The organism is Actinomadura macrotermitis, from assembly GCF_009604375.1.
GTDB classification, from domain to species: domain Bacteria; phylum Actinomycetota; class Actinomycetes; order Streptosporangiales; family Streptosporangiaceae; genus Spirillospora; species Spirillospora macrotermitis.
Genome location: NZ_WEGH01000004.1, coordinates 687,501 through 709,103, shown reverse-complemented (window position 1 = coordinate 709,103; position 21,603 = coordinate 687,501). Strand labels below are relative to the sequence as shown.

General features: G+C 75.4%; 20 protein-coding genes. 6 read left to right on the top strand and 14 right to left on the bottom strand.

Annotated elements, in window-relative coordinates:
• Positions 1-2,442, top strand: a complete 2,442-nt coding sequence (locus ACRB68_RS31870; RefSeq protein ID WP_328595038.1) for a bifunctional acetate--CoA ligase family protein/GNAT family N-acetyltransferase — start codon at positions 1-3, stop codon at positions 2,440-2,442.
• 6 nt (positions 2,443-2,448) lie between these two features.
• Here ACRB68_RS31870 and ACRB68_RS31865 read toward each other — a convergent pair whose 3' ends face one another.
• Complete coding sequence (locus tag ACRB68_RS31865) at positions 2,449-2,658, bottom strand: hypothetical protein (RefSeq protein ID WP_153538985.1); 210 nt, start codon at positions 2,656-2,658, stop codon at positions 2,449-2,451.
• Between the two features lie 89 nt (positions 2,659-2,747).
• On the opposite strand from ACRB68_RS31865, the gene ACRB68_RS31860 reads away from it, so the two are divergent.
• From ACRB68_RS31860 to ACRB68_RS31850, 3 genes are read left to right on the top strand one after another with little or no spacing between them, the layout of a single operon-like run.
• The gene (locus ACRB68_RS31860) at positions 2,748-3,329 is read left to right on the top strand and encodes a DUF5998 family protein (RefSeq protein WP_153538983.1); all 582 of its coding nucleotides are present in this window, start codon (positions 2,748-2,750) and stop codon (positions 3,327-3,329) included.
• A 10-nt stretch (positions 3,330-3,339) separates the two neighbouring features.
• Positions 3,340-4,461 carry an alkaline phosphatase family protein gene (locus tag ACRB68_RS31855; protein WP_153538981.1) on the top strand — a complete coding sequence of 374 codons (1,122 nt, stop codon included), beginning with the start codon at positions 3,340-3,342 and terminating at the stop codon, positions 4,459-4,461.
• A 52-nt stretch (positions 4,462-4,513) separates the two neighbouring features.
• Positions 4,514-5,344 (top strand): sulfurtransferase, encoded by an 831-nt coding sequence (locus ACRB68_RS31850; RefSeq protein ID WP_328595037.1) that lies wholly within the window; start codon positions 4,514-4,516, stop codon positions 5,342-5,344.
• On the opposite strand, the gene ACRB68_RS42665 is transcribed toward ACRB68_RS31850, so the two are convergent.
• Genes ACRB68_RS42665 through ACRB68_RS31835 form a run of 3 tightly spaced genes read right to left on the bottom strand, consistent with a single transcriptional unit; the run spans position 5,278 to position 8,788 of the window.
• A complete protein-coding gene (locus ACRB68_RS42665; RefSeq protein WP_153538977.1) occupies positions 5,278-7,830 on the bottom strand; it encodes a CHAT domain-containing protein in 2,553 nt (850 codons plus the stop codon). The genes ACRB68_RS31850 and ACRB68_RS42665 overlap by 67 nt on opposite strands.
• Positions 7,827-8,258 carry a hypothetical protein gene (locus ACRB68_RS31840; RefSeq protein ID WP_153538975.1) on the bottom strand — a complete coding sequence of 144 codons (432 nt, stop codon included), beginning with the start codon at positions 8,256-8,258 and terminating at the stop codon, positions 7,827-7,829. The genes ACRB68_RS42665 and ACRB68_RS31840 overlap by 4 nt, the downstream gene beginning before the upstream one ends.
• Positions 8,255-8,788 carry an RNA polymerase sigma factor gene (locus ACRB68_RS31835; RefSeq protein ID WP_235960430.1) on the bottom strand — a complete coding sequence of 178 codons (534 nt, stop codon included), beginning with the start codon at positions 8,786-8,788 and terminating at the stop codon, positions 8,255-8,257. Before ACRB68_RS31835 ends, ACRB68_RS31840 begins: the two co-directional genes overlap by 4 nt.
• A gap of 406 nt (positions 8,789-9,194) precedes the next feature.
• Between ACRB68_RS31835 and ACRB68_RS31830 the strand changes: the two genes are divergently transcribed.
• Positions 9,195-9,689: a DUF3145 domain-containing protein gene (locus tag ACRB68_RS31830; protein ID WP_328595036.1), complete on the top strand. Its 495-nt coding sequence runs from the start codon at positions 9,195-9,197 to the stop codon at positions 9,687-9,689.
• Between the two features lie 185 nt (positions 9,690-9,874).
• Here ACRB68_RS31830 and ACRB68_RS31825 read toward each other — a convergent pair whose 3' ends face one another.
• Both ACRB68_RS31825 and ACRB68_RS31820 read right to left on the bottom strand, forming a co-directional pair.
• Positions 9,875-11,065: a sensor histidine kinase gene (locus tag ACRB68_RS31825; RefSeq protein ID WP_153538973.1), complete on the bottom strand. Its 1,191-nt coding sequence runs from the start codon at positions 11,063-11,065 to the stop codon at positions 9,875-9,877.
• Between the two features lie 2 nt (positions 11,066-11,067).
• Entirely contained in the window at positions 11,068-11,736 is a 669-nt protein-coding gene (locus ACRB68_RS31820) for a response regulator transcription factor (protein ID WP_328595035.1), read from the bottom strand.
• Positions 11,737-11,863: 127 nt separating this feature from the next.
• Here ACRB68_RS31820 and ACRB68_RS31815 point away from each other — a divergent pair, with 127 nt between their 5' ends.
• Positions 11,864-12,256: a hypothetical protein gene (locus tag ACRB68_RS31815; RefSeq protein ID WP_153538971.1), complete on the top strand. Its 393-nt coding sequence runs from the start codon at positions 11,864-11,866 to the stop codon at positions 12,254-12,256.
• 257 nt (positions 12,257-12,513) lie between these two features.
• Here ACRB68_RS31815 and ACRB68_RS31810 read toward each other — a convergent pair whose 3' ends face one another.
• The 8 genes from ACRB68_RS31810 to ACRB68_RS31775 form a co-directional block, all read right to left on the bottom strand.
• Positions 12,514-13,821: a beta-ketoacyl-[acyl-carrier-protein] synthase family protein gene (locus tag ACRB68_RS31810; protein WP_153538969.1), complete on the bottom strand. Its 1,308-nt coding sequence runs from the start codon at positions 13,819-13,821 to the stop codon at positions 12,514-12,516.
• Between the two features lie 89 nt (positions 13,822-13,910).
• Positions 13,911-14,162 carry an acyl carrier protein gene (locus tag ACRB68_RS31805; RefSeq protein ID WP_153538967.1) on the bottom strand — a complete coding sequence of 84 codons (252 nt, stop codon included), beginning with the start codon at positions 14,160-14,162 and terminating at the stop codon, positions 13,911-13,913.
• 57 nt (positions 14,163-14,219) lie between these two features.
• Positions 14,220-15,194, bottom strand: a complete 975-nt coding sequence (locus ACRB68_RS31800; protein WP_153538965.1) for a beta-ketoacyl-ACP synthase III — start codon at positions 15,192-15,194, stop codon at positions 14,220-14,222.
• A complete protein-coding gene (locus ACRB68_RS31795) occupies positions 15,191-16,141 on the bottom strand; it encodes an ACP S-malonyltransferase (RefSeq protein ID WP_328595034.1) in 951 nt (316 codons plus the stop codon). The genes ACRB68_RS31800 and ACRB68_RS31795 overlap by 4 nt, the downstream gene beginning before the upstream one ends.
• Positions 16,142-16,262: 121 nt before the next feature.
• A complete protein-coding gene (locus ACRB68_RS31790) occupies positions 16,263-17,384 on the bottom strand; it encodes a PucR family transcriptional regulator (RefSeq protein ID WP_194293545.1) in 1,122 nt (373 codons plus the stop codon).
• Positions 17,385-17,792: 408 nt separating this feature from the next.
• Positions 17,793-18,734 (bottom strand): alpha/beta hydrolase, encoded by a 942-nt coding sequence (locus tag ACRB68_RS31785; protein ID WP_153538963.1) that lies wholly within the window; start codon positions 18,732-18,734, stop codon positions 17,793-17,795.
• A 134-nt stretch (positions 18,735-18,868) separates the two neighbouring features.
• The gene (locus tag ACRB68_RS31780; RefSeq protein WP_153538961.1) at positions 18,869-20,089 is read right to left on the bottom strand and encodes an acyltransferase family protein; all 1,221 of its coding nucleotides are present in this window, start codon (positions 20,087-20,089) and stop codon (positions 18,869-18,871) included.
• Entirely contained in the window at positions 20,079-21,014 is a 936-nt protein-coding gene (locus ACRB68_RS31775) for an alpha/beta hydrolase (protein ID WP_153538959.1), read from the bottom strand. Before ACRB68_RS31775 ends, ACRB68_RS31780 begins: the two co-directional genes overlap by 11 nt.
• Positions 21,015-21,603 lie beyond the last annotated feature (589 nt).

The following is a 21,603-nucleotide window of genomic DNA, read 5'->3' as shown; positions in this document are numbered from 1 at the left end:
GTGACCGAGGGTTATCCGGATCAGTGGGAGGCCGACGTCGTCCTGACGGACGGCGGGACGGCCCATCTGCGGCCGATCCGGAGCGAGGACGCCGAGCTGCTGCGCACGTTCTACGCCCGGCTGTCGCCCGAGTCGATCTACTACCGCTTCTTCTCGCCGCGCCCGACGCTGAGCGACCGTGAGATCGCGCACTTCACCACCGTCGACCACGACCGGCGGGTCGCGCTCATCGCCACCGTCGGCGAGGAGATGATCGCGGTGGTGCGCTACGACCGGCTGCCGGACCGCCCCGGCACCGCCGAGGTGGCGTTCCTGGTCGAGGACGCCCACCAGGGCCGCGGCCTCGGCGCCGTCCTGCTGGAGCACATCGCGGCGGCGGCCCGCGAGCGCGGCCTGCACCGGTTCGTGGCGAGCGTGCTGCCCGACAACCGGCGCATGACGCGGGTGTTCCGCGAGGCCGGGTACCGGGCCGAGCAGCGGTTCGAGGACGGCGTGATCGAGCTGGTGCTGGACCTGGAGCCGACCGAGACCTCGGTGGAGGTCATGGCGGCCCGCGAGCACCGGGCCGAGTCGCGCTCGATCCAGCGGCTGCTGTTCCCGCGGTCGGTCGCGGTGATCGGCGCCAGCCGCGCCGAGCACAGCGTCGGCCAGACCGTGCTGCGCAACCTGCTCGGCGGCGACTTCACCGGCCCGGTCTACCCGGTGCACCCGGCGGCCGTGGCGGTCGCGGGGGTGCGCGCCTACACCTCGGTGCTGGAGATCCCCGGCGACGTCGACCTGGCGGTGGTGGCGGTCCGCGCCGACACCGTCCACGACGTGGTCGAGCAGTGCGCGGCCAAGGGCGTGCGGGGCCTGATCGTGGTGTCGTCGGGGTTCGGCGAGACCGGCGCGCAGGGCCGCAAGAACCAGGAGGAGCTGGTCCGCCTCGCCCGCGCCTACGGGATGCGGGTGGTCGGCCCGAACTGCCTCGGCATCGCCAACACCGACCCCGAGGTGCGGCTGAACGCCACCCTCGCCCCGACGATGCCCGGCCGCGGCCCGGTCGGCTTCTTCTCCCAGTCCGGCGCGCTCGGCATCGCGATCCTGCAGCGCACCGCCGAGCGCGGCCTCGGCCTGTCGACGTTCGTGTCGGCGGGCAACCGCGCCGACGTGTCCGGCAACGACCTCATGCAGTACTGGGAGGAGGACCCGGCCACCAAGGCGGTCCTGCTCTACCTGGAGTCGCTCGGCAACCCGCGCAAGTTCGCCCGGCTGGCGCGGCGGCTCGGCCGCCGCAAGCCGATCGTGGCGGTCAAGAGCGGCCGCAGCACGCAGGGCGTGCCGCTCGGGCACGCCGCGTCCGCGCTCAGCCTGCCCGACCACGCGGTCAGCGCGCTGTTCGCGCAGGCCGGCGTGATCCGGGTGGAGGACCTGTCGGAGCTGTTCGACGTGGCGCAGCTGCTGGCCTACCAGCCGCTGCCCGCGGGCGACCGCGTCGCGATCATCGACAACTCCGACTCGCTCGGGCTGCTGGCGCAGGACGCCGCGGTGGCGCTCGGCCTGGACGTGCGCCCGCCGGTCGACCTCGGGCCGCGCGCGGGCGCCACCGAGTACGAGCAGGCGCTGGCCGAGGCCATCGCCGACGAGTCGGTGGACGCGGTCGTCGCGCTGTTCACCCCGCCGACCATCGGCGGCTACGACCTGAGCGTCCCGGAGAAGATCCTGCGGATGGCCGCCGCCGGCGCCAAGCCGATCGTGGCGACCTACCTCGGCGCCAAGGGCATGCCCGCCGACCTGCGTGTCACCGGCCCGGACGGGATGCCGGCCGAGGGGTCGGTGCCGTCCTATCCGGCGCCCGAGGACGCCGTCCGCGCGCTCGCCTACGCGGTCCGCTACGCGCAGTGGCGGCGGCGCCCGCCCGGCCGGGTGCCCGAGGTCGTCGGCGCGGACCGGCGCCGCGCCCGCGCGCTGGTCGCGGGCTGGCTGGCGGACGGCGGGCCGGTCGACGCGACGCCGGAGCAGGCGGCCGAGCTGCTCGGCTGCTACGGCATCGCGGTCGCCCGCAAGGGCGAGGGCGTGCCGACCCGGATCACCGCGTCCGAGGACCCCTCGTTCGGCGCGGTGATCTCCTTCGGGCTCGCCGACGAGACGGCCGCGCTGCTGGACGACCGCGCGTACCGGCTCGCGCCGCTCACCGACGTGGAGGCGGCCGAGCTGGTGCGCGCGATCCGCACCGCGCCGCTGCTGCTCGGGCACCGCGGCGCCGAGCCGGTGGACGTGGCCGCGCTGGAGGACCTGCTGCTGCGGGTCTCCCGGCTCGGCGACGACCTGCCGGAGGTGGCGCGGCTGGAGCTGGACCCGGTGATGGCGAACGCCTCGGGCGTCACCGTCTGCTGTGTCCGGCTCCGTCTGCAGCGCCCCCTCGGCCCGCGGCCCGAGCTCGGGCCGCGGCGGCTCCGCTGAGGCGCGCTAGCTCGGCGGGGCGGGCTGCGGCGACGGCGGGACCGGGATCGGGTCGGGCGAGGGCCCCGGCGGCGGGCCGGGCGGCGGCGGGGACGGCTGCGGAGGCGGCGGCCCCGGCGCGGGCTCGGGCGGAATGGGCGGCTGCGGCGGCGGCGCCGGGTCCGGGGTGGGCGGCGGGACCGGCGGCGGCGAGGGCAGCGGATCTCTATCGTCCATGTCCCCTGCCCTACCCCGCCGCACGCGATATGACCATGTTCGCGGGCCGCGTGTGCGCGGGCCGCCCGAGACAGGGCAGGATGGGCACCATGAGGGAAACCCGAGCGACGGCTCACGGGTTGCGCACGGCCATCGAGCGCAGCGGTTACTACCCGGCACTGGTCGCGGACGCGGTCGAGTCGGCGATAGGCGACGAGCGCGTGATGGCGTACGTGGTCCACCACGAGGCGACCTTCGACCCCGCCATGGAGGTCCGGCGGCACGTGACGGTGCTGGTGCTGTCGGCGTCCCGGCTGCTGGTCTGCCACACCGACGAGCATCCGCCGGGCGAGGGCATGGCGCAGCCGCACGCCTCCACCACCACCGAGGCGGTGAAGCTGGAGCGGGTCCAGTCGGTCGCGGTGACCCGCGTCGTCCCCGACCCGGCCTCCTACGTGCCGGGCGTGCCGCCGACCGAGGTGGTGCTGACCATCGGCTGGGGCGCGATCGCGCACATCGACCTGGAGCCGGCGACCTGCGGCGACGAGAACTGCGAGGCCGACCACGGCTACACCGGCAGCGTGACCGCCGACGACCTGTCGCTGCGGGTCAGCGAGGCCGCCGACGGCGCGGACGCCGTCGTGCAGGTCCTGGCGTTCGCCGAGGCGCTGTCGGCCGCCACGGCGAAATGACCACGGCGAGATGACGGTGCCGGCGCCGCCCGTCCCGCGCTACGGGGCGGGCGCGCTCGCCGACCTGCCCCCGGCGGTCCTGGCCTCGCTCGGCGTGCCGGGCGCGGCCGACGTGCTCGGCCTGCGGCCGGCGGCGCGGGTGTGCCTGCTCGTCGTCGACGGGCTCGGCTGGGAGCAGCTGCGCGCGCACCCGGAGGAGGCGCCGTTCCTGTCGTCGCTGACGGGCGGCGCGCTCACCGCCGGGTTCCCGGCGACCACGGCGACCAGCCTCGGGTCGCTCGGCACCGGCCTGCCGCCCGGCGGGCACGGGCTGCTCGGCGTGCAGGTGGCGGTCCCGGGCACCGGCCGGCTGCTGAACTGCCTGCGCTGGTCGGCGGCCGACGTCGACCCGCTGACCTTCCAGCCCGCCCCGACCGTCTACGAGCGGGCGGCGGCGGACGGCGTCGCGGTGGGCTACGTCGCGCTCGGCCAGTACGAGAAGAGCGGCCTCAGCCTCGCCGCGTCGCGCGGCGCCACGTACCTGCCGGCGGCCGGTCTCGGCCAGCTCGTCGGCCGGGCCAAGGCGGCGCTGCGCGTGGGCGGGCGGTCGTTCGTGACCGTCTACCACGCCGACCTGGACTCCACCGGCCACCGCTTCGGCGTCCGCTCGGACTCCTGGCGCGAGCAGCTGCGCTTCGTGGACCTGCTCGCCGAGCGGCTGGCCGACGTGCTGCCGCCCGGCGCGGCCCTGCACGTCACCGCCGACCACGGCATGACCGACCCGGCCGAGCGGGTGGACGTGGACGCCTCGCCCGCGCTGCGGGACGGGGTCGCGCTGCTCGGCGGTGACGCCCGCTCCCGCTACGTCTACACCGAGCCGGGCGCGGCGGCCGACGTGCTGGCCGCCTGGCGGGCCGAGCTCGGCGACCGCTGCTGGGTGTACTCGCGCGACGAGGCGATCGAGGCGGGCTGGTTCGGGCCGGTCGCGCCCGGTATGGCCGGGCGGATCGGCGACGTGGTCGCCGTCCCGTTCGCCGGCGTGGCGCTGGTGGCGTCCGAACGCGAGCCGTGGCTGGAGCGGATGGTCGGGATGCACGGCTCGCTCGTCGCCGAAGAGCAACTCGTTCCCCTGTTGTCCGCCATCGGAGAGTGAGATCCTGCCCATGCCCCTCCCGAATTCGGACAAGCGCGGTCAGACTGGCGATGTGCACCCACTCGTCGACGCTCCCGCCCTGGACCGCCTGCTGCGCGGGGAGCCCACGCCGGTCCTGCTGGACGTGCGCTGGCATCTGGCCGGCCCGCCCGGCATCGACTCCTACCGCCGCGGCCATCTGCCCGGCGCCGTCTTCGTGGACCTGGACCGCGACGTGGCCGGGCCGCCGGGCCCGGCCGGGCGGCATCCGCTGCCGGACGCCGCGGCCTTCGAGGCCGCCATGCGCCGCGCCGGCGTCTCGGGCGACCGCCCGGTGGTGGTCTACGACGACGCCGACTCCACCGCCGCCGCCCGCCTGTGGTGGACGCTGCGGTACTTCGGGCACGAGCGCGTCCGGGTCCTGGACGGCGGCTACCACGGCTGGGTCGACGCCGGCCGGCCGGTGACCGCCGAGGAACCCCAGGTCGGACCGGGCGATTTCACCGCCCGGCCGGGGCGGCTGCCCGTCCTGGACGCGGCGGGCGCCGCCGCGCTCGCCAAGGGCGGCATGCTGCTGGACGCCCGTGCTCCCGAGCGCTTCCGCGGCGAGAACGAGCCGGTCGATCCGGTCGCCGGGCACATTCCGGGCGCGGTCAACGCGCCCACCCTCGGCAACGTCGGCGTGGACGGCCGGTTCCTGCCCGCCGATCTGCTGCGCGAGCGGTTCGCCCAGCTCGGCGCGACGGACGCGGTGGACGTCGGCGCCTACTGCGGCTCGGGGGTGACCGCGGCGCACGAGATCCTCGCGCTGTCCGTCGCGGGGATCCCGGCCGCCCTCTATGTCGGTTCGTGGTCCAACTGGGTCGCCGACCCGACCAACCCGGTGGCCACCGGGGAGGACTGACCCGGCCGGAGGCCGCCCGGGGGGTGTGGGGGGTCGTCCCCCCTCGAACGGGACTGACCGGAGCCGAAGCACAGGAAGCCGAGCACGCCGGGGGAGCGGGGCGCCGCCGCCAGTGCGTGCGCGGTGGGGAGCCCGGCGCACAGGCCGGTGTGGAAGGCGTGCATGAAGTCCGGGGCGTCCGCGTCCCGGACGGGCGTGACGCTGGCGACCACGGTGGCGGTGCCGAGCGCGAGCAGGACGCCCGCCATCCCGATGACCGCGTCGCCCGCCTCGGCGCGCCCGGCGTCGCAGGCCGACAGGACCACCACGTGCGGGGGCTCGGCCAGCGCCTCCAGGTCGTGGACGAGCAGCGGGCCGCCGGCGAGGCGCAGCCGCGACAGCAGCGGGTTCCCCGGCCGGAACTCGCCGTGCGCGGCGATATGCGCGAGGCAGGCGCCGTCCAGGGCCTCGCGGACGGTCTCAGCGCGCGCGCTCGGGGCGGTCAGGACGAGCGCGCCGGGGTGCAGGCGGCGCAGCAGCCGCAGCTCGCGGGTGGCGTGCGCCAGTTCGGGACCGGAGACCAGGACGCGGTGGTCACCGCCGCCGTTGCGCGCGGTGCGGGCGCGCAGCCAGGCGGCGGCGGACGGGACGACGGTGAACGGCCGCCCGGCCAGGGACGGGAGGGCCGCCCAGGGCAGCCCGTGCAGGACACCGGCCGGGGCGACGACCAGCTCGCGGTCGCCGTGCAGCGGGGTGAGTAGACGGTCCAGGCGTGCCGCGGTCTCGGCGAGGTCGCCGAGCGCGCGCGGGTCGTCCCCGCCGGAGGCCAGCCGGCTGAGGACGGCACGGAGCAGCGCGACGTCGCGGGCCGCCTCCTCGTACGCGCCGAGATGCTCGCGCCGCAGGAGCCCGTCGCGCATGGTCACCGCGTGCAGCTCGGCCCCGATCCGGACGAACTCCACCAGAACGCGGTCCGCCAGCGCGCCGGCCAGCTCGGTCATGTCCAGGCGGGCCCGTGGGGCAGGTGCGCCGGGGCGGCGGAGCGACTCGTCCCGCACCGTCGACTCCAGCCGCGCCAGCCGCCCGGCCAGGATCGGGCAGTGGCCGCCGCGCGCCGTGGCCGTCGTCTGCTCGGTGCTGAGCGTGCGCAGCTCGGCGAGGGCGGCGGCGTGGCCCCGGTCGCGGGGCGGCCGGATCGCGGCCGGCCGCGCGATGGCACGCCGCCGCTCCTCCGCGGCCAGCAGCTCCCGCGCCGAGCGGGCCAGGCCGAGGCCGAGCTCGGCCAGGTCGTCGCCGAGACCGGCCGCGCGGGCGCGCAGCTCCAGTGCGCCGAACACCTCGGCGTGCTCCTCCAGGAGCGCAAGGCCCGTCCAGACCGCCGCGAGCGCGCCGGTGCGGTCCTGGCGGGACAGCCGCTCCAGGCCGATGGCGTGCCAGGCGGCGACGCGCAGCGCACCGGGACCGCGCGCCGTCCGCACCTGCTCCAGCAGGTGCCCGGCGGGACGGCCGAGATGCAGCGCCACCCGGGCCGCGATGATCCTCGCCTCCGCCGCCGCTGGCTCCCAGCCGCCGCGCTCCAGCCGGTCCGCCGTGGCGACTGCAGAGGCGAGCAGCAACGGGGATCGTTCCCCGGCGGCCCAGCGCGCGCGCAGCACCAGGTGCTCGGCCGGGAGCGTCCAGCCTGGACGCCCCTGCGCGGTGAACGCCGCGCGCGCTTGCTCGGCGGTGCGCGCGGCCCGCTCGGGATCGCCGTCGGCCAGCTCGGCGTGGGCCAGCAGCAGGAGCCGGTCGGCCGCGCCCGCGCCCGCCGCGCCGGACGCCGCCAGCAGCTCCCGCGCCTCACCGGCCAGGCCGGCCCCGACCAGGACCTCCGCCCGGTCGAACCGGCACCGGTCCAGCCGCTCGCCGACCAGATCGCGCTCGGCCTCGGCGAACAGCGCCAGCGCGCGCGGTACGTCCCCGCCGCGCGCCACGACGAAGGCCAGGTCGCTGCGCGCGGCCGCCGCCTGGTGCCGGAGCCCGGCGCTGACCTCGACGGCCTCGGCCAGCGCCGCCTCGGCCGCCGCCGGCTCGCCCCGGCACGCCTGCGCCAGGCCGAGTCCGGTGAGCAGCCCGGCCAGCGCCACCGGATCACCGCTCCGGCGGGCCCGGGGGAGCGCCCCGGCCGCGGCGTCGCGCGCCTCGAGAAGCCGGCCGGCCCGCGCCAGGACGCAGGACACGACGGCGGCGAGCCGGTCGGCGTCCGTGCCGCGCAGGGCGGCCCGGGCCCGCTCCGCCTCCTCCAGCGCGGCGGGGACGTCCCCCAGCGCCGCCAGGACGCCGGCCAGGTCCGCCCGCACCCGCGCGGCCTCGTACGGCGACCCGGCGGCGCCGAGGGCCCGGCCGAGCAGCTCGCGCCCCTCGCCCGGGCGGCCGAGCTCCTTGGCGGCCAGCCCGGCGGTCCGGTCGTCGCCGGACCGCAGCGCGCGGCGGTAGGCGACGGCCGGATCATCGGCGACCGCCGTCACAGCCGGATCCAGCTCGTCACCACCGAACTGGCGTCGGGCAGCTCGAAGACCAGGCTGACCAGGCCCTCGGCGGCGCCGGGCAGCAGGAACCGGCCCGACTCGTCGGCGCTGGTGACCACCTCGCCGCGCACGGCGTCGCGGACCCGCAGCCGGGCCGGTGACGGCGGCGTCAGCCGCCCGGTGACGGCCTCGTCGGCCACCTCCAGCTCGACCGTCACGTCCGGGCCGGTGAAGGTCAGCGTCCGCTCCCGGCCGCCGCGCACACCGGGCCGCGCCGGGGCGTCCTGCTCCCCGGCGAGCTCGGCCAGCCCGGCGCCCGGCACCCGCCACGACAGCGCGGACCGGCCCGCCGCCAGCACCCCCTCGGGCACCGGGTCGATGGCCTGGAAGGCGGCCCGGATCTGGCGGACCAGCTCTTGTTCGTTCATCGGGCGAGCCTCCGGTGCAGATGGGCGAGGCAGCGGGCACGGGTCGGGCCGACGCTGCCGAGCGGCATCTCCAGGGCCGCCGCCAGCTCCGCGTGGGTCGGCGCCTGCGCGAACATGCGCAGCAGGAGCTGGCAGCGGCGGGGAAGGTCCTGGAGGGCCGAGCCGACACGGCAGAGCCGCTCGCGCGCCACCACGACCTGGTCGGCCGCGGGGACGGCCGCCGGCTCGGGCACGTCGCCGGGCAGCTCCCGGTTGCGGCGCTGCGCCGTCCGCCGGCACTCCCGGCGCGCCGTGGTGGCGAGCCAGCCGCCCACGGCCGCCGGCTCGAGGATCTGGTCGAGCCGCTCCACCAGCCGCAGCCAGCAGGTCTGCACGACGTCGCCGCAGTCGGCGTCGCTCAGGCCGTGTGAGCGGGCGATCGCCCACAGCAGGCCGCTGTACCGCTCGACGAGCCGGGCCCAGGCCGCGCCGTCGCCGGCACGGGCCCGGGCGACCAGCTCACCGGTGTCCCGAAGTTCTTCCTGGGGCAACGCGCACTCCTTCGCGAGGCCCCCCGCAGCAGCGAACCTAGGGGCCCGGCCGGGGACGCGGCGGCCTGGTTGCCGCATCACGGCCGGGCCGTGCCCAAGACCTGATGATTGCGTGGGGACGACATGGGAAAGCGACGGAACCGATGCCCGCACACCGGACGGAACACCGCGGATGACAGCCCGCGCGACATTCCCCGCCGATCCCTTGTGGAAATCTCCGAAGATCACTTCTTTTCGGCACGAAACCCCCGCTGAGGGGTAGGCCGCGGCGACAAGGGTTGGGCAAACCCCGGTCGCGTGGTGGTGCGTCCCGTGTCGATGATGCAGAATGAGTCACGCGGACGCCACCTTGAGGTGTACGAGGCCGTAGGGGAAGACGAGCCTCAGTACAGATCCTGGAGGTCCGGTGACCGCACGTGGCGTTTTTTACGTCCACTCCGCGCCACCTGCGCTGAGCCCGCACATCGAGTGGGCCGCCGCAGGTGTCCTTGGCGTGCCCGTGTCCCTGGAGTGGGCCGATCAGCCGGCCGCCCCGGGGACGCTGCGCGCCGAGCTGCACTGGGAGGGCAAGCCCGGCGTGGCCGCCGGGATCACCTCCGCGCTGCGCAACTGGAAGCTCGCCCGGTTCGAGGTCACCGAGGACCCGACCCCGGGCTGTGACGGCGTCCGCTACAGCTTCACCCCGACGCTCGGCGTCTTCACCGGGATCATCGGCGCCAACGGCGACATCATGATCCCCGAGGACCGGCTGCGCGCCGTCATGGCCAACGCCGCCGTCGGCAAGACGACGCTGGAGCACGAGCTCGACCGGCTCCTCGGCACGCCCTGGGACAACGAGCTGGAGCCGTTCCGCCGCGCCGGCGACGGCGCCCCCGTCCGCTGGCTGCATGCGGCGGTATGAAAAGCCGGCCCCTCGCCTGGCGGCCCGGGCCTGACCGGCCGGGCGGCGAGCGCCGCAGCCTCCGGCCGTGCTCGCGGTGGCCGGTGTTCGTGCGGGGCGAGGAAAGGCCGGGTCTCCGCTCAGAGGCGGGCGGCGGTGCTGCGGGCGGGAGTACCTCGTCCGGCCGCCCGGAGAAGAGAGCGAACCTACCGCGGGCCGGGGAGGGGGATCTCGGCGCGGAGGTGGGCGCCCGGGGTCGCGGGGATCACCTCCAGGGTGCCGCCGTGGGCGGTGGCGATCTCGCGGGCTATGGCCAGGCCCAGGCCTGAGCCGCCGGTGTCGCGGGCGCGGGCCTCGTCCAGGCGGGTGAAGCGGTCGAAGACGGTGGCGTGGTGCTCCGCGGGGATGCCCGGGCCGTCGTCGGTGACCTCCAGCACGGCGCGGGGACCGTCCACGGCCAGGCGGACGGCGACGGCCGAGGAAGCGTGCCGCACCGCGTTGTCGACCAGGTTGGCCACCAGCCGCCTGAGCCGGTCGTCCGAGCCCGTGACCAGGACGTCCGCGGCGACGTCGAGGGCGACCGCGACGTCGGGGCGCGGGCGGGGGCGGGCCGCCTCCTCGGCCACGACCTGACCGAGGTCGACCTCCTCGTCGCGCAGCGGCTCCCCGGCGTCGAGCCGGGCGAGCAGGAGCAGGTCGGCGGTGAGCCGCTGGAGCCGCTCGACGTCGGTCAGCGCCTCCCCGGGGCCGGCCAGTTCCAGGCGGGTCCGCAGGATCGCCAGCGGGCTGCGCAGTTCGTGGGCGGCGTCGGCGACGAACCGCTTGTGCCGCTCCACGGCCGACTGCAGCCGGTCCAAGGTGGCGTTGACGGTCCGGGCGAGCGCGGCGATCTCGTCGCGGGAGCCGGGCTCGGGGACCCGGCGGCCCAGGTCGCCGACGGTGATCTCGGCCATCCGGGCCCGGATCGCCGAGACCGGCTTGAGCACGCGGCCGACCGAGACCCAGGTGAGCAGGGCCACGAGCAGCAGCAGCGCGGGGACGCCCGGCACGAGCAGGTTCCGCAGGGCCTTGATGGCGTCCTTGGCCGGCGCGAGCGAGGTGCGGACCTGGACGACCATGTCCCTGCCATCGGCGGTCACCCTCTCGTTGACCACGACGTACCCCTTCTCCTTCCGCCAGGCGTCCGCCGGTTCGCTCCCGCCCACGATCCGGACGCCGTCGGCGGCGTCCCCGTCGTTCCTGCGCAGCGCGACGGCCTCGGCCTTGGCCCGCCGGGCCGCCTCGTCGCGGGCGCTGCGCTCCAGGCTGCCCTGCAGCACGGTGAGCAGGGCGAACGAGGCCAGGGCCAGGGCGACGGCCACCGTCAGCGTGGCCGCGAGCGTGGTCCGCAGGCGCATGGTCACGCCTCCAGCCGGTAACCGGCGCCGCGCACGGTCACCAGCGACGCGCGGCCGAACGGCTTGTCGATCTTCCGGCGCAGCGCGCTGACGTAGACCTCCACGATGTTGGAGTCCCCGTCGTAGGCGAAGTCCCAGGCGTGCGACAGCAGCTCGCTCTTGGTGACCACCTCGCCGGCCCGGCGGGCCAGGCAGTGCAGGATCGCGAACTCCTTCGGCGTCAGCGCGATCGCGGTGTCGCCGCGGCTGCAGCGCAGCCCGGCGGGGTCCACCCGCAGGTCCCCGACGGCGATGACCGCCGGGCGCTCCCTCAGCCCGCGCCGCACCAGCGCGCGCAGCCGGGCCAGCAGGACGGTGTAGGAGAACGGCTTGGACAGGAAGTCGTCGGCGCCGGTGTCCAGCGCCTCGGCCTCGTCGTGGACGCCGTCCTTGGCCGTCAGCATGAGGATCGGCGTCCAGATCCCGTCCGCGCGGAGCCGCTCGCAGACCGCGTAGCCGTTCAGCCGCGGCAGCATCACGTCCAGCACGATCACGTCATAGGGGTTCTCGGCCGACAGCCACAGCCCCTCCCGCCCGTCACCGGCGAGATCGACCGCGAACCCCTCCTGCTCCAGGCCGTCCTTCAGCACCTCGGCGAGGCGCCGCTCGTCTTCCACCACCAGGATGCGCACGCCGCCAGCGTGCACCCGGCGACCTAAAGCCAAGATGAAGACGGGCGGAACGTGCTCAGCGTGGCTTCAGGTGCCGGTCGCAAGACTCCGGAACGTCCGCAGTAACCGACTCCCTCACGGAGGAGCCATGAAGAAGAAGCACCTGGTGGTGAGCGTCCTGGCCGGGGGCCTCGCCGTCGCCGGGCTGGGCGGCGCCGCGCAGGCCGCCGGCCACGAGCCCGGCAAGCCGCCGAAGCCCGCCAAGCGGGAGCGCATCGTCTGCTTCGACCGCAAGGAGGGCGGTCCGCGGAGCACCGGCCCGGCCGGCGAGAAGGGCGCGAGGAAGCGCGTCGTGCTGAAGGCCGGCCCGGACGGCGCGCAGGAGTTCCAGGTGAAGCCGGGCGAGAAGGCCGGGCCGATCAAGCGCGAGAAGCTCGCGTGCGCCGCCAAGCCCGGCGGCTTCCCGAAGGGCGGCCCGAAGGGCGGCAAGGACGACCCGGAGGCCGGTAAGGGCGACCCGAAGCGGACCGGCGGGAAGTGACCACCGGGTGAGCGGCGGCCGCCGGGTTGATCTGCCCGGGGCCGGGAAGACGACCGCCACCGGCCGGTTCCAGGTTCCGCGTCAGGAAGGACGGCAGATGGTCATCGGCGCGTCGGAGCTTCTCGTGGTCTTCCTGGTGGTCCTGCTGATCGCCGCGAAGATCGGGTTCGTGGTCTTCATGCTGCGCAGGTCCCGCCGCTGACGAAGACGGCCCGGTGATCTCAGATCACCGGGCCGTCGGTCGTCGTCCCGCAGCGTCAGAGCGCGCGCTGGAAGACGACCGAGACGTTGTGGCCGCCGAAGCCGAACGAGTTGTTGAGCGCGGCGGCGGGGCCGTCGGGCAGCTTGCGCGGCTCGCCGCGCACGATGTCCAGGTCGACTTCGTCGTCCAGGTCCTCCAGGTTCGCGGTCGGCGGCACCAGGCCGTCGCGCAGCGTGAGGATGGTGATGACCGACTCCAGCGCGCCGGCGCCGCCGAGCAGGTGGCCGGTCATCGACTTGGTGCCGGTGACGGTGACCTTGGCGCTGACCTCCTCGCCGAGCGCGGCCTTGATGGAGTTGAGCTCGGCGACGTCGCCCGCCGGGGTGGAGGTGGCGTGCGCGTTGATGTGCACGATGTCGGCGGGCTCCAGGCCCGCGTTGTCGAGCGCGCGCAGCATGGCCTTGGCCTGGCCGCCGCCGCTCGGGTCGGGCAGCACGATGTCGAAGGCGTCGCCGGAGTAGCCGCAGCCGGCCGCGATGGCGTGCACCTTCGCGCCGCGGGCGCGGGCGTGCTCCTCCGACTCCAGGATCATGACGGCGGCGCCCTCGCCGAGGACGAACCCGTCCCGGTTCTTGTCGTAGGGGCGCGACGCGCGCCGGGGCTCCTCGTTGCGCGTCGACATCGCCCGCATCGCGCCGAAGGAGGCCATCTGCAGCGGGTGGATGCACGCCTCGGTGCCGCCGCAGATCACCACGTCGGCGCGGCCCGTGCGGATCATGTCGATGGCGTAGCCGACCGCCTCGCCGCTGGACGCGCAGGCGCTGACCAGGGCGTGCGAACCGGCCATCGCGCCGAACTCGATGCCCACGTGCCCCGACGCGCCGTTCGGCATCAGCATCGGCACGGTGAACGGCGAGACCCGCGACCAGCCCTTCTCCTTGAAGACGTCGTAGCTGTCCAGGGCGGTGTGCAGGCCGCCGATGCCGCTGGACACGACCACGCCGAGCCGGTCGCCGTCGACGCGGAAACCCTCGGGGTCGGCCTGCGACTCGGCCTTGGCCGCGCGGCCCTTCTTGGCGGGCGGCGCGAAGCCGGCGTCCGCCCACGCCTCGTGCGCGGCGATCAGCGCGATGGCCTGGTTGCGGTCCAGCCGGCGCAGCTGCTGCCGCGGCATGACCTCCGACGGATCGACGGCCAGCTGCGCGGCGAAGCGCACCGGCAGCTCCTCCACGCCCTCCCATTCCAGAGCGCGCACCCCGGACTCGCCGGCGAGCAGCGCGGACCAGGTCGACGCGACGTCGCCGCCGAGCGGTGTCGTGGCCCCGAGTCCGGTCACGACGACGGTGGTCTGGCTCTTGCTCATGATCGAGTGCTCCTCGCAAACTGGGGGGTGCGGAGACGGCGCGCCACCGGTCCGTGCGGGGGGACGGCGGCGCGCCGCGCCTGCGCTTACTACTGCTGCAGCTTCTGGACGAAGTTGATCACGTCGTTGACCGTCTTCAGGTTGCGCAGCTCGTCGTCGGGGATCTCGACGCCGAACTGGTCCTGAGCGGCCACCGCGATCTCTACCATCGACAGGGAGTCGATGTCGAGGTCGTCGATGAAGTTCTTCTCCGGGGTCACCTCGGACTTGTCGATGCCGACGATGTCGTCGATGATCTCGGCGAGACCGTCCAGGATCTGCTGCTCGGTGGCGACTGCCATGGTTTTCGTGTTCTCCTTCTTGGTTGGTCCAGGGCCCGTGCGCAGGCGTAAGGGGGCCTACGGGATCTGGATGACTTGGGCAGCGTAGGCCAATCCGGCACCGAACCCGATGAGCAGGGCCGGGGCGCCGGACGGGACGTCGCCGCGTTCGATCATGTGGGAGAGCGCCAGCGGGATCGAGGCCCCGGAGGTGTTCCCCGAGTGCGTGATGTCGTGCGCGACCACGGCGCCGGGCGCCTTGACCTTGCGCGCGATCGCGTCGATGATCCGCAGGTTGGCCTGGTGCGGCACGATCGCGGCCAGCTCGTCCGGCCGCACGCCGGCGCGCTCGCACGCCTCCAGCGCGACCGGCGCGATGGCCGAGGTGGCCCAGCGGAACACCGCCTGGCCCTCCTGCCGGATGTAGGAGTTGCGGTCCGCGATCATGATGCGGTCGGCCTGCGCGCCGTCGCTGCCCCACACCACCGGGCCGACGCCGGGCGAGGACGCCGGGCCGACCACCGCGGCGCCCGCGCCGTCGGCGAAGATGATGCAGGTGGAGCGGTCGGTCCAGTCGATCCACTGGGACATCTTCTCGGCGCCGATCACCAGCACGTGCCGGGCCATCCCGGTGCGGATCGCCGCGTCGGCGTTGGCCAGGGCGTAGCAGAAGCCCGCGCAGGCGGCGTTCAGGTCGTAGGCGCCGGGCGCCTGGATGCCGAGCCGGTGCGCGACCATGGCGGCGTGGCTCGGCATCGGCGTCTCGGCCGAGCAGGTCGCCACGATCACCAGGTCGATGTCGGCGGGCGCGAGGCCGCTGCCGGCCAGCGCCTTGCCGCCGGCCTGCACGGCCAGCTCGACGATGCCCTCCTCGGGCCCGGCGATGCGGCGCTCGACGATGCCGACCCGGCTGCGGATCCACTCGTCGTTGGTGTCGACCTCGCGGGCCAGGTCGTCGTTGGTGACGACGCGGGCGGGCTGGTGGTCGCCGAAGGCCAGGATGCGCGAGCCGGTGACCAGCTCGGGCAGGCGGAGCGTCAGGGGGGCGGTCATGAACCCGTCCCGGAGCCGCTGTGGTTCTTGATCAGCTCGCGGGCCTTGTCCAGGTCGTCCGGGGTCTTCAGGGCGAGCAGCTCGATGCCCTTCAGCTCGCGGCGGGCGAGGCCGGTCAGGGTGCCGGCCGGCGGCAGCTCGATGATCGCGGTGACGCCGAGGTCGCGGATGGTGCCCATGCAGGCGTCCCACCGGACCGGGGCGCTGACCTGCTCGGCGAGCCGGGCGAGGTAATCGCGGCCGGAGTCGACCACCGCGCCGTCCCGGTTGGACAGCAGCGCGATCGCCGGGTCGGCGACCGGCGCGCCCTGCGCGAGACGCCGCAGCACCGCGACGGCGGGGGCCATGTGCTCGGTGTGGAAGGCGCCGGCGACCGACAGCGGCCGCAGCCGCGCCTTGGCGGGCGGCTCGTCGGCGAACGCCAGCAGCCGGTCCACCGGGCCGGCCGCGACGATCTGGCCGGCGCCGTTGACGTTGGCGGGGGTGAGGCCGTGCTTGTCGATGGCGGCGAGCACCTCCTCGGCGTCGCCGCCGAGCACCGCGGTCATGCCGGTCTCGGTGACGGCGGCGGCCTCGGCCATCGCCCGGCCGCGCTCGCGGACCAGCACCAGCGCCGCCTCGGGGGTGAGCACCCCCGAGATCGCCGCGGCGGCCAGCTCGCCGACGCTGTGCCCGGCGACGGCGTCGGGGCGCGCCGGGGCTGCGGTGTCGGGCGCCACCTCGTACAGCGCCTCGTAGGCGGCGAGGGCGGCGGCCACCAGCAGCGGCTGCGCGATGGCGGTGTCGCGGATCTCCTCGGCGTCGGCGGTCGTGCCGTAGCGCACCAGGTCCAGGCCGGTCACCGCGGACCACCATGCCAGCCGGTCCGCGACGCCGGGGACGTCGAGCCATGGCTGCAGGAATCCGGGGGTCTGGGCGCCCTGACCGGGCGATGCGAGGAGGATCACAGCGACAAGCCTGCCTGGTGCGGGTGGTACCTGCCGATGCCGATCAGCACGAAGTTTCGTCCCGGGGGTTTGTACGACACCTACAAGCGTGAATAACGGGCGTTCCGCCGCAACGGGAAGCCTAGGCCCGTGGCGGGCGCTCCCCGAACCGGCCGAGGACCAGCGCGATCCGCAGGGTGAAGGCGTTGCGGCCATCGGTCGGGGCGAGCCCGGTCAGCTCGGTGACCCGCCGCAGCCGGTAACGGACCGTGTTCGGGTGGACGAACAGCAGCCGCGCGGTCGCCTCCAGCGAGGACCCCTGCTCCAGGTAGGTCGCCAGGGTGTCCAGGAGCGGGGCGCCCGCCGCCAGCATGGGGTTGTAGACCTCCTCCACCAGGTAGCGCCGGGCGGCCTCGTCGCCGTCCAGCGCCCGCTCGGGCAGCAGCTCGCCGGCCTGGACGGGGCGCGGCGCGTCCGGCCAGCCGGCGGCGGCGCGCAGGCCCGCGAGCGCGGCGTGGGCCGAGGTGGTGGAGTCGTACAGGTCGTCGACGGGCGGGCCGACCACGACGGGGCCAGGGCCGCACTTGGCGGCGATGGGGCGGGCGGCCTCCAGCGGGTCCTCCGCCCCGCCGACGATCACGATGACGCGGCGGCCCTGCACGCCGGCCAGCACGTCCACCCGGGCGCGCCGCGCGGCCAGCTGCATCTGGTCGATGGTGACCTCGGGGTCCTCGTCCTCGGGCGTGTAGCCGGCGATCACCGTGACGGGCTTGGACGTCCAGCCGAGCGCGGCGGCCCAGGAGTGCATGCCGTCGTCGACCTCGCCGCGCAGCACCGCGTTGACCACGAGGGCCTCCAGGCGAGCGTCCCAGGCGGCGCGGGTCTCGGCGGCCTGCGCGTACACCTGGGCGGCGCCGAACGCCACGTCGCGGGTGTAGCGCAGGATCGCCTCGCGCAGCTGGGGGGTGCCGCCGGGCGCGGCCAGCTCGTCCAGCCGCGTCTCCACCACATCGATGATCACCCGGACCATGTCGATGGTGTGCTTCAGCTTGATGGCGCGCAGCAGCTCGCGCGGCGCGGTGCCGAACACCTCCCCGGCGATCGCCGGGCGCGTCTGCTCGGCGCTCTTGAACCACTCCACGAACGCGGCGATGCCGGCCTGGGCGACCAGGCCGATCCAGGAGCGCTGCTCGGCGGGCATCCGCCGGAACCAGGGGAGCTTCTCCTCCATGCTGGCCAGGGCTGCCGTCCCGAAGGTGCCCATGGCCTTTTCCAGGCGTTCGGTCGTCTGCTCGCGGAGGGCGGCCTCGTTCGGGGTGTCCACCCGACCAGAGTGCCACCACATGGGCGATGTCCCGTCCACTTCCGCATCCGACCAACGGCCGACTCCCCGCCACCTGACCGGTAACGACCACCCCGCCCGGACAAGCAACGACCCCGGCACCGCCAAAGGCCTGACCGGCTCAGAACCCAACCGGCCATCCCGACGCCTGAGCGGTCGACCAAGAACACAAGCCGGCCAGGCTGACGTCTGAGCGGTCGAGGGAGGAGCAGGCGGCTGGGCCGGCGCCCGCGTGGTCGAACGAGGGCATAGGTGGGTGGGGTGGCGCCGGGCGGTCGAGCGAGGATGTGGGCGGCCGGTGCTCGGATGGAGGGGGCGGGGTGGTGGTGGTCAGGCGGGGGTGACTTCGGCGGGGTGGGCCAGGGCTATGGCGGTGAGGTTGCGCAGGGAGGGCGAGCCGGGGCGCAGGTAGTCGCTGTGGCCGCTCGGGCCGGCGTCGAAGACGCGGGCGCCGAAGCGGCGCGAGACCGGGTCGGGGCCGAGGCCGAGGCCGAAGATGCGCACGTGCGGGACGTCCTCCATCCAGTCGGTGGAGCCGCGGCCCGCCCAGACGCGGGCGGAGCCGCCGAGGGCGGTCGCCGACCAGGCGGTGGTGCCGGGGCTGCCGAACAGCGCGATGTCGGTGACACTGCGCCAGGCGGCGCCGCCGGGGCCCTGGCCGGACAGCGCGGCGCGTCCGCACACCACCGAGCCGTAGCTGTGGCAGAGCAGGCCGACCTGGGCGCCCGGGTTCACCCGGTGCAGCGTGGTCAGGAAGCGGCGGAGCTCGATCGCGCCCTGGCCCGCGCGTTCGTCGGTGATGACGTCGCTGCTCAGCATCTTCGGCGCGGCGTAGCCGAGCCAGGCGACGACGGCCAGGTCCGGGTGCGGGGTCGTCGCCGCGGCCTGGCGGTAGAGGGCGCGGGCGCCGCCGCCCGGGGTGGACCACGGTTTGCCGGTGCGGGTGTCGAAGTCGCCGAGGGTGGTGTCGGCGCCCGGCACCAGCAGCGCGATCCGGCGCGCCCGGGTGAGGTCGCCGATGACCTCGACGGCCTGCCCCCGGCCGCGCGCGTCGAACTGCAGGAACCGGCGGCCGGGCTGCAGGAACGCGCCGAGCGCGCGGACCCGGCCGGCGTCGCCCACCTTCCGGGCGGTGCCGAGGGCCTGCTCGATGGTGTGCCGCTCGGCGGCGTACCGCGCGGTCAAGGTGGCGGGGGTCAGGGTCGGCACCGGGCCGGGGGCGGCGTAGGGGTCGGCGTGACCGGTCCCGGCGGTGGTCAGCAGGATGCCCATGATGGTCGCAGCACAGGCCAGTGCTCTGCGGAGCCGTCGGGCACGCGGGACCGGCTTGTCGTGTTGCGGCGGCATGATCCGTCTTTCTACCTGATGGCGGTGAATGATCCGCGCATCCGGAGGCGGGGCGCGTGTCAGCGGGGTGCTCCCTTCATGAGATGTACGAAGCGGCGCCGGGGTTGGGTCCGGCGGCGGCCGATTCCGCGGACCGGGACGGCGAGGGCGGTCAGGACGGCCGCGAGGACCGGCAGCCACAGCAGCCGGGACCAGAGCCAGCCGGGATGGCCGGGCGCGGTGAGCAGGCCCGGCGGCGTCCCGAAGGCGTGCGCTGTGACGGAGGTCGCCAGCAGGACCGGCTGGTGCCACAGGAAGATTGTCATCGAGCTCATGGTGACCAGGGCGATCACCGCCCACCGGCCGGGGCGCCGGGCCCAGCGGGTCAGCGGGCCGCGCAGGAGCAGCGCGCCCCCGGTCTGCGCCAGCCCGAAGGTCGCCGCCGCGAGGGTGGGCGGGGACAGGTTGGAGACCGCCGCGCCGGGCACCCCGACCATGCTCGCCGGATAGCCGGCGAACAGCACCAGCAGGGCCGTGGCGACGCTGCCCCCGGCCAGCAGCAGGACGGGCCCGCGCCGGCGGGTGAACGCGCCCTGCGCCCAGGCGATGCCGAGCAGGAACGGCACCGGCCAGCAGGTGAGGACCGTCCCCCAGGCGAGCGGTTCCGGGCCGAGGTCCAGCACCGCCGTGGCGCCGAACGGGACGACGGCCGCCCAGGGGCCGGTGCGGCGGCAGACCGCGGCCAGTGCCGGGGCGAGCAGGGCCAGCGCCCCGTAGACGCACAGGAACCACAGGGGCGACAGCGCCAACAGCGCCAGCCGTTGCACGGTGTCGGCGGGGTGGCCGCTCCACAGCAGGGCGCCGCTCAGGAGGGCCACGGCGAGCAGGAGCGGCGGGACGGGCCGGACCAGCCGGCCCAGCCGGCGTTTCGTCCAGTCGCGGTACGGCTCGCCCGGGCGCAGGCTCTTCGCGGTGCTGTAGCCGCCGACCAGGAAGAAGACCGCGAGCGTCTGCAGGAGCCAGGTCGCTGGTTCCAGTGCCGGCATGGCCTGGAGCGGGCTGGCCACCCGCAGCCCGCCGCCGGGCTGCGGGACGAGGGCGGTGACCAGCCAGTGGCCGAGGACCACGCCGAGGATCGCCAGGGCGCGCAGCACGTCCACGGCCCGGTCGCGCTGCGCGGGCGTGCCCGCGTCGATCCGCTCGGCGAGCCGGTCGAACCGCCCCGGCCCGGTTTCGGCCAGGCGCTCGTAGCGGGCGGCGTGCCAGGCGGGCAGCCGCAGCACCTTGGGCTCATGCGGCACGGGCCACCTCGCCGTCGCGGCCGAGGGCGATCCAGGTGAGGTTGCGCAGGGCCGTCGAGCCCGGCTTGAGGTAGGCGCTGTGGGGGCCCGCCCCGGCGTCGAAGCGCAGGGCGCCGAAGGCGGGGGAGACCGGGTCGCGGCCGAAGCCGAGGCCGCCGACCCTGACGTGGGGGACGTGGCGCATCCAGTCGCCGCGGGCGCGGCCGGCCCAGACGGCGGCGGTGGCCGACAGGGCGGACGCTGAGCGGGCGGTGGTGCCGGGGCTGCCGTAGAGCGCGATCTCGTCGACCGGTAACCCGGCGGGCAGGCGCGGCGCGGCCCGGCCGCACAGCACCGAGCCGTAGCTGTGGCAGAGCAGCGCGAAGCGGGCCCGGCCGTTGACGCGGTGCAGGTCGGTGAGCAGGGCGCGCAGGGGACCGGCGCCGGCGTCGGCGGCACCGGTGGTGAGGACGCCGGGGCCGAGGGTGGACGGGGAGTCGTAGCCCAGCCAGGCGATCACGGCGAGCCGGGTGCCGGGTGCGAGCGAGCGGGCCTGCGCGGCCAGGGCACGGGCGCCGCCGCCCGCCCACTTCCAGGAGTCGAAATCGGCCAGGCCGCCGTCCGCGCCGGGGACGACGACCGCCACCCGGTCGGCCGTGGCGGGGTCGCCGACGGCCTCCACGGCGCGGCCGTGGCCGCGCGCGTCGAAGGCCAGGAAGCGGCGGCCGGGGGCCAGGAAGGCGCGCAGGGTACGGGCGCGGGTGGCGTCATGGGTCGTGGCGGCGAGGTCGGCGGCTCGTTCGATGTCCTGCCGGACGGCGGCGTAATGGGCCGGCAGCCGCTGGATCGTGGTGGGGGCGGTGGGCGCGGCGTAGCCGATGCCCGGCGCTCCCACGAGGGAACCGGTCACGGCCAGGACCGCCGAGACGGCGAGGAACCTGCGCATCGGGCGTCCTTCCTGGGAGGTCGAGAGCACTGCCAGGAACGCTAGAAATCGCAGGGTGTGGTCGGGATCGGCCCACGGTTCACACTTGCGGGTGCTACCGCGGTACTACGCCGACCAGCCCCCGCCGCCACCACACGAAGGGCCGGGTCCGTGGACATGCCAGCAGGCCGGTGCGCATGGGCACCGGCTGTGCTTGCCGGGTGAGACTTCGAAGTCGTGGCCAGAGCGTTTCGGGTGCCTGAGTCCGTGGACGTGGTCGCCTGTTGTGCTGCCGGGCAGCGCCTTGACACGGTGGCCGGGCCGTTTCGGGGTGCTTGAGTTCGTGGGCGTGGGCGTGGGCGTGGGGTTGGTCGGCGGGCGGCTGGGAGGTTGGGTGGGCGTGGCCGCCGGTTGTGCTTGCCGGGTGAGGTTTTGAAGCCGTGGCCGGGCCGCTTCAGGGTGCCTGAGTTCGTGGGGTTGGTCGGCGGCGGTTGGGAGGCCGGTGGGCGTGGTCGCCGATGGTGCTTGCCGGGCGGGGCCTTGAAATGGCAGCCGGGCCGTTTCGGGGTCCGCGAGTTCGCGTGTGCACTGGCTTGGTTGGGTGAGGGGC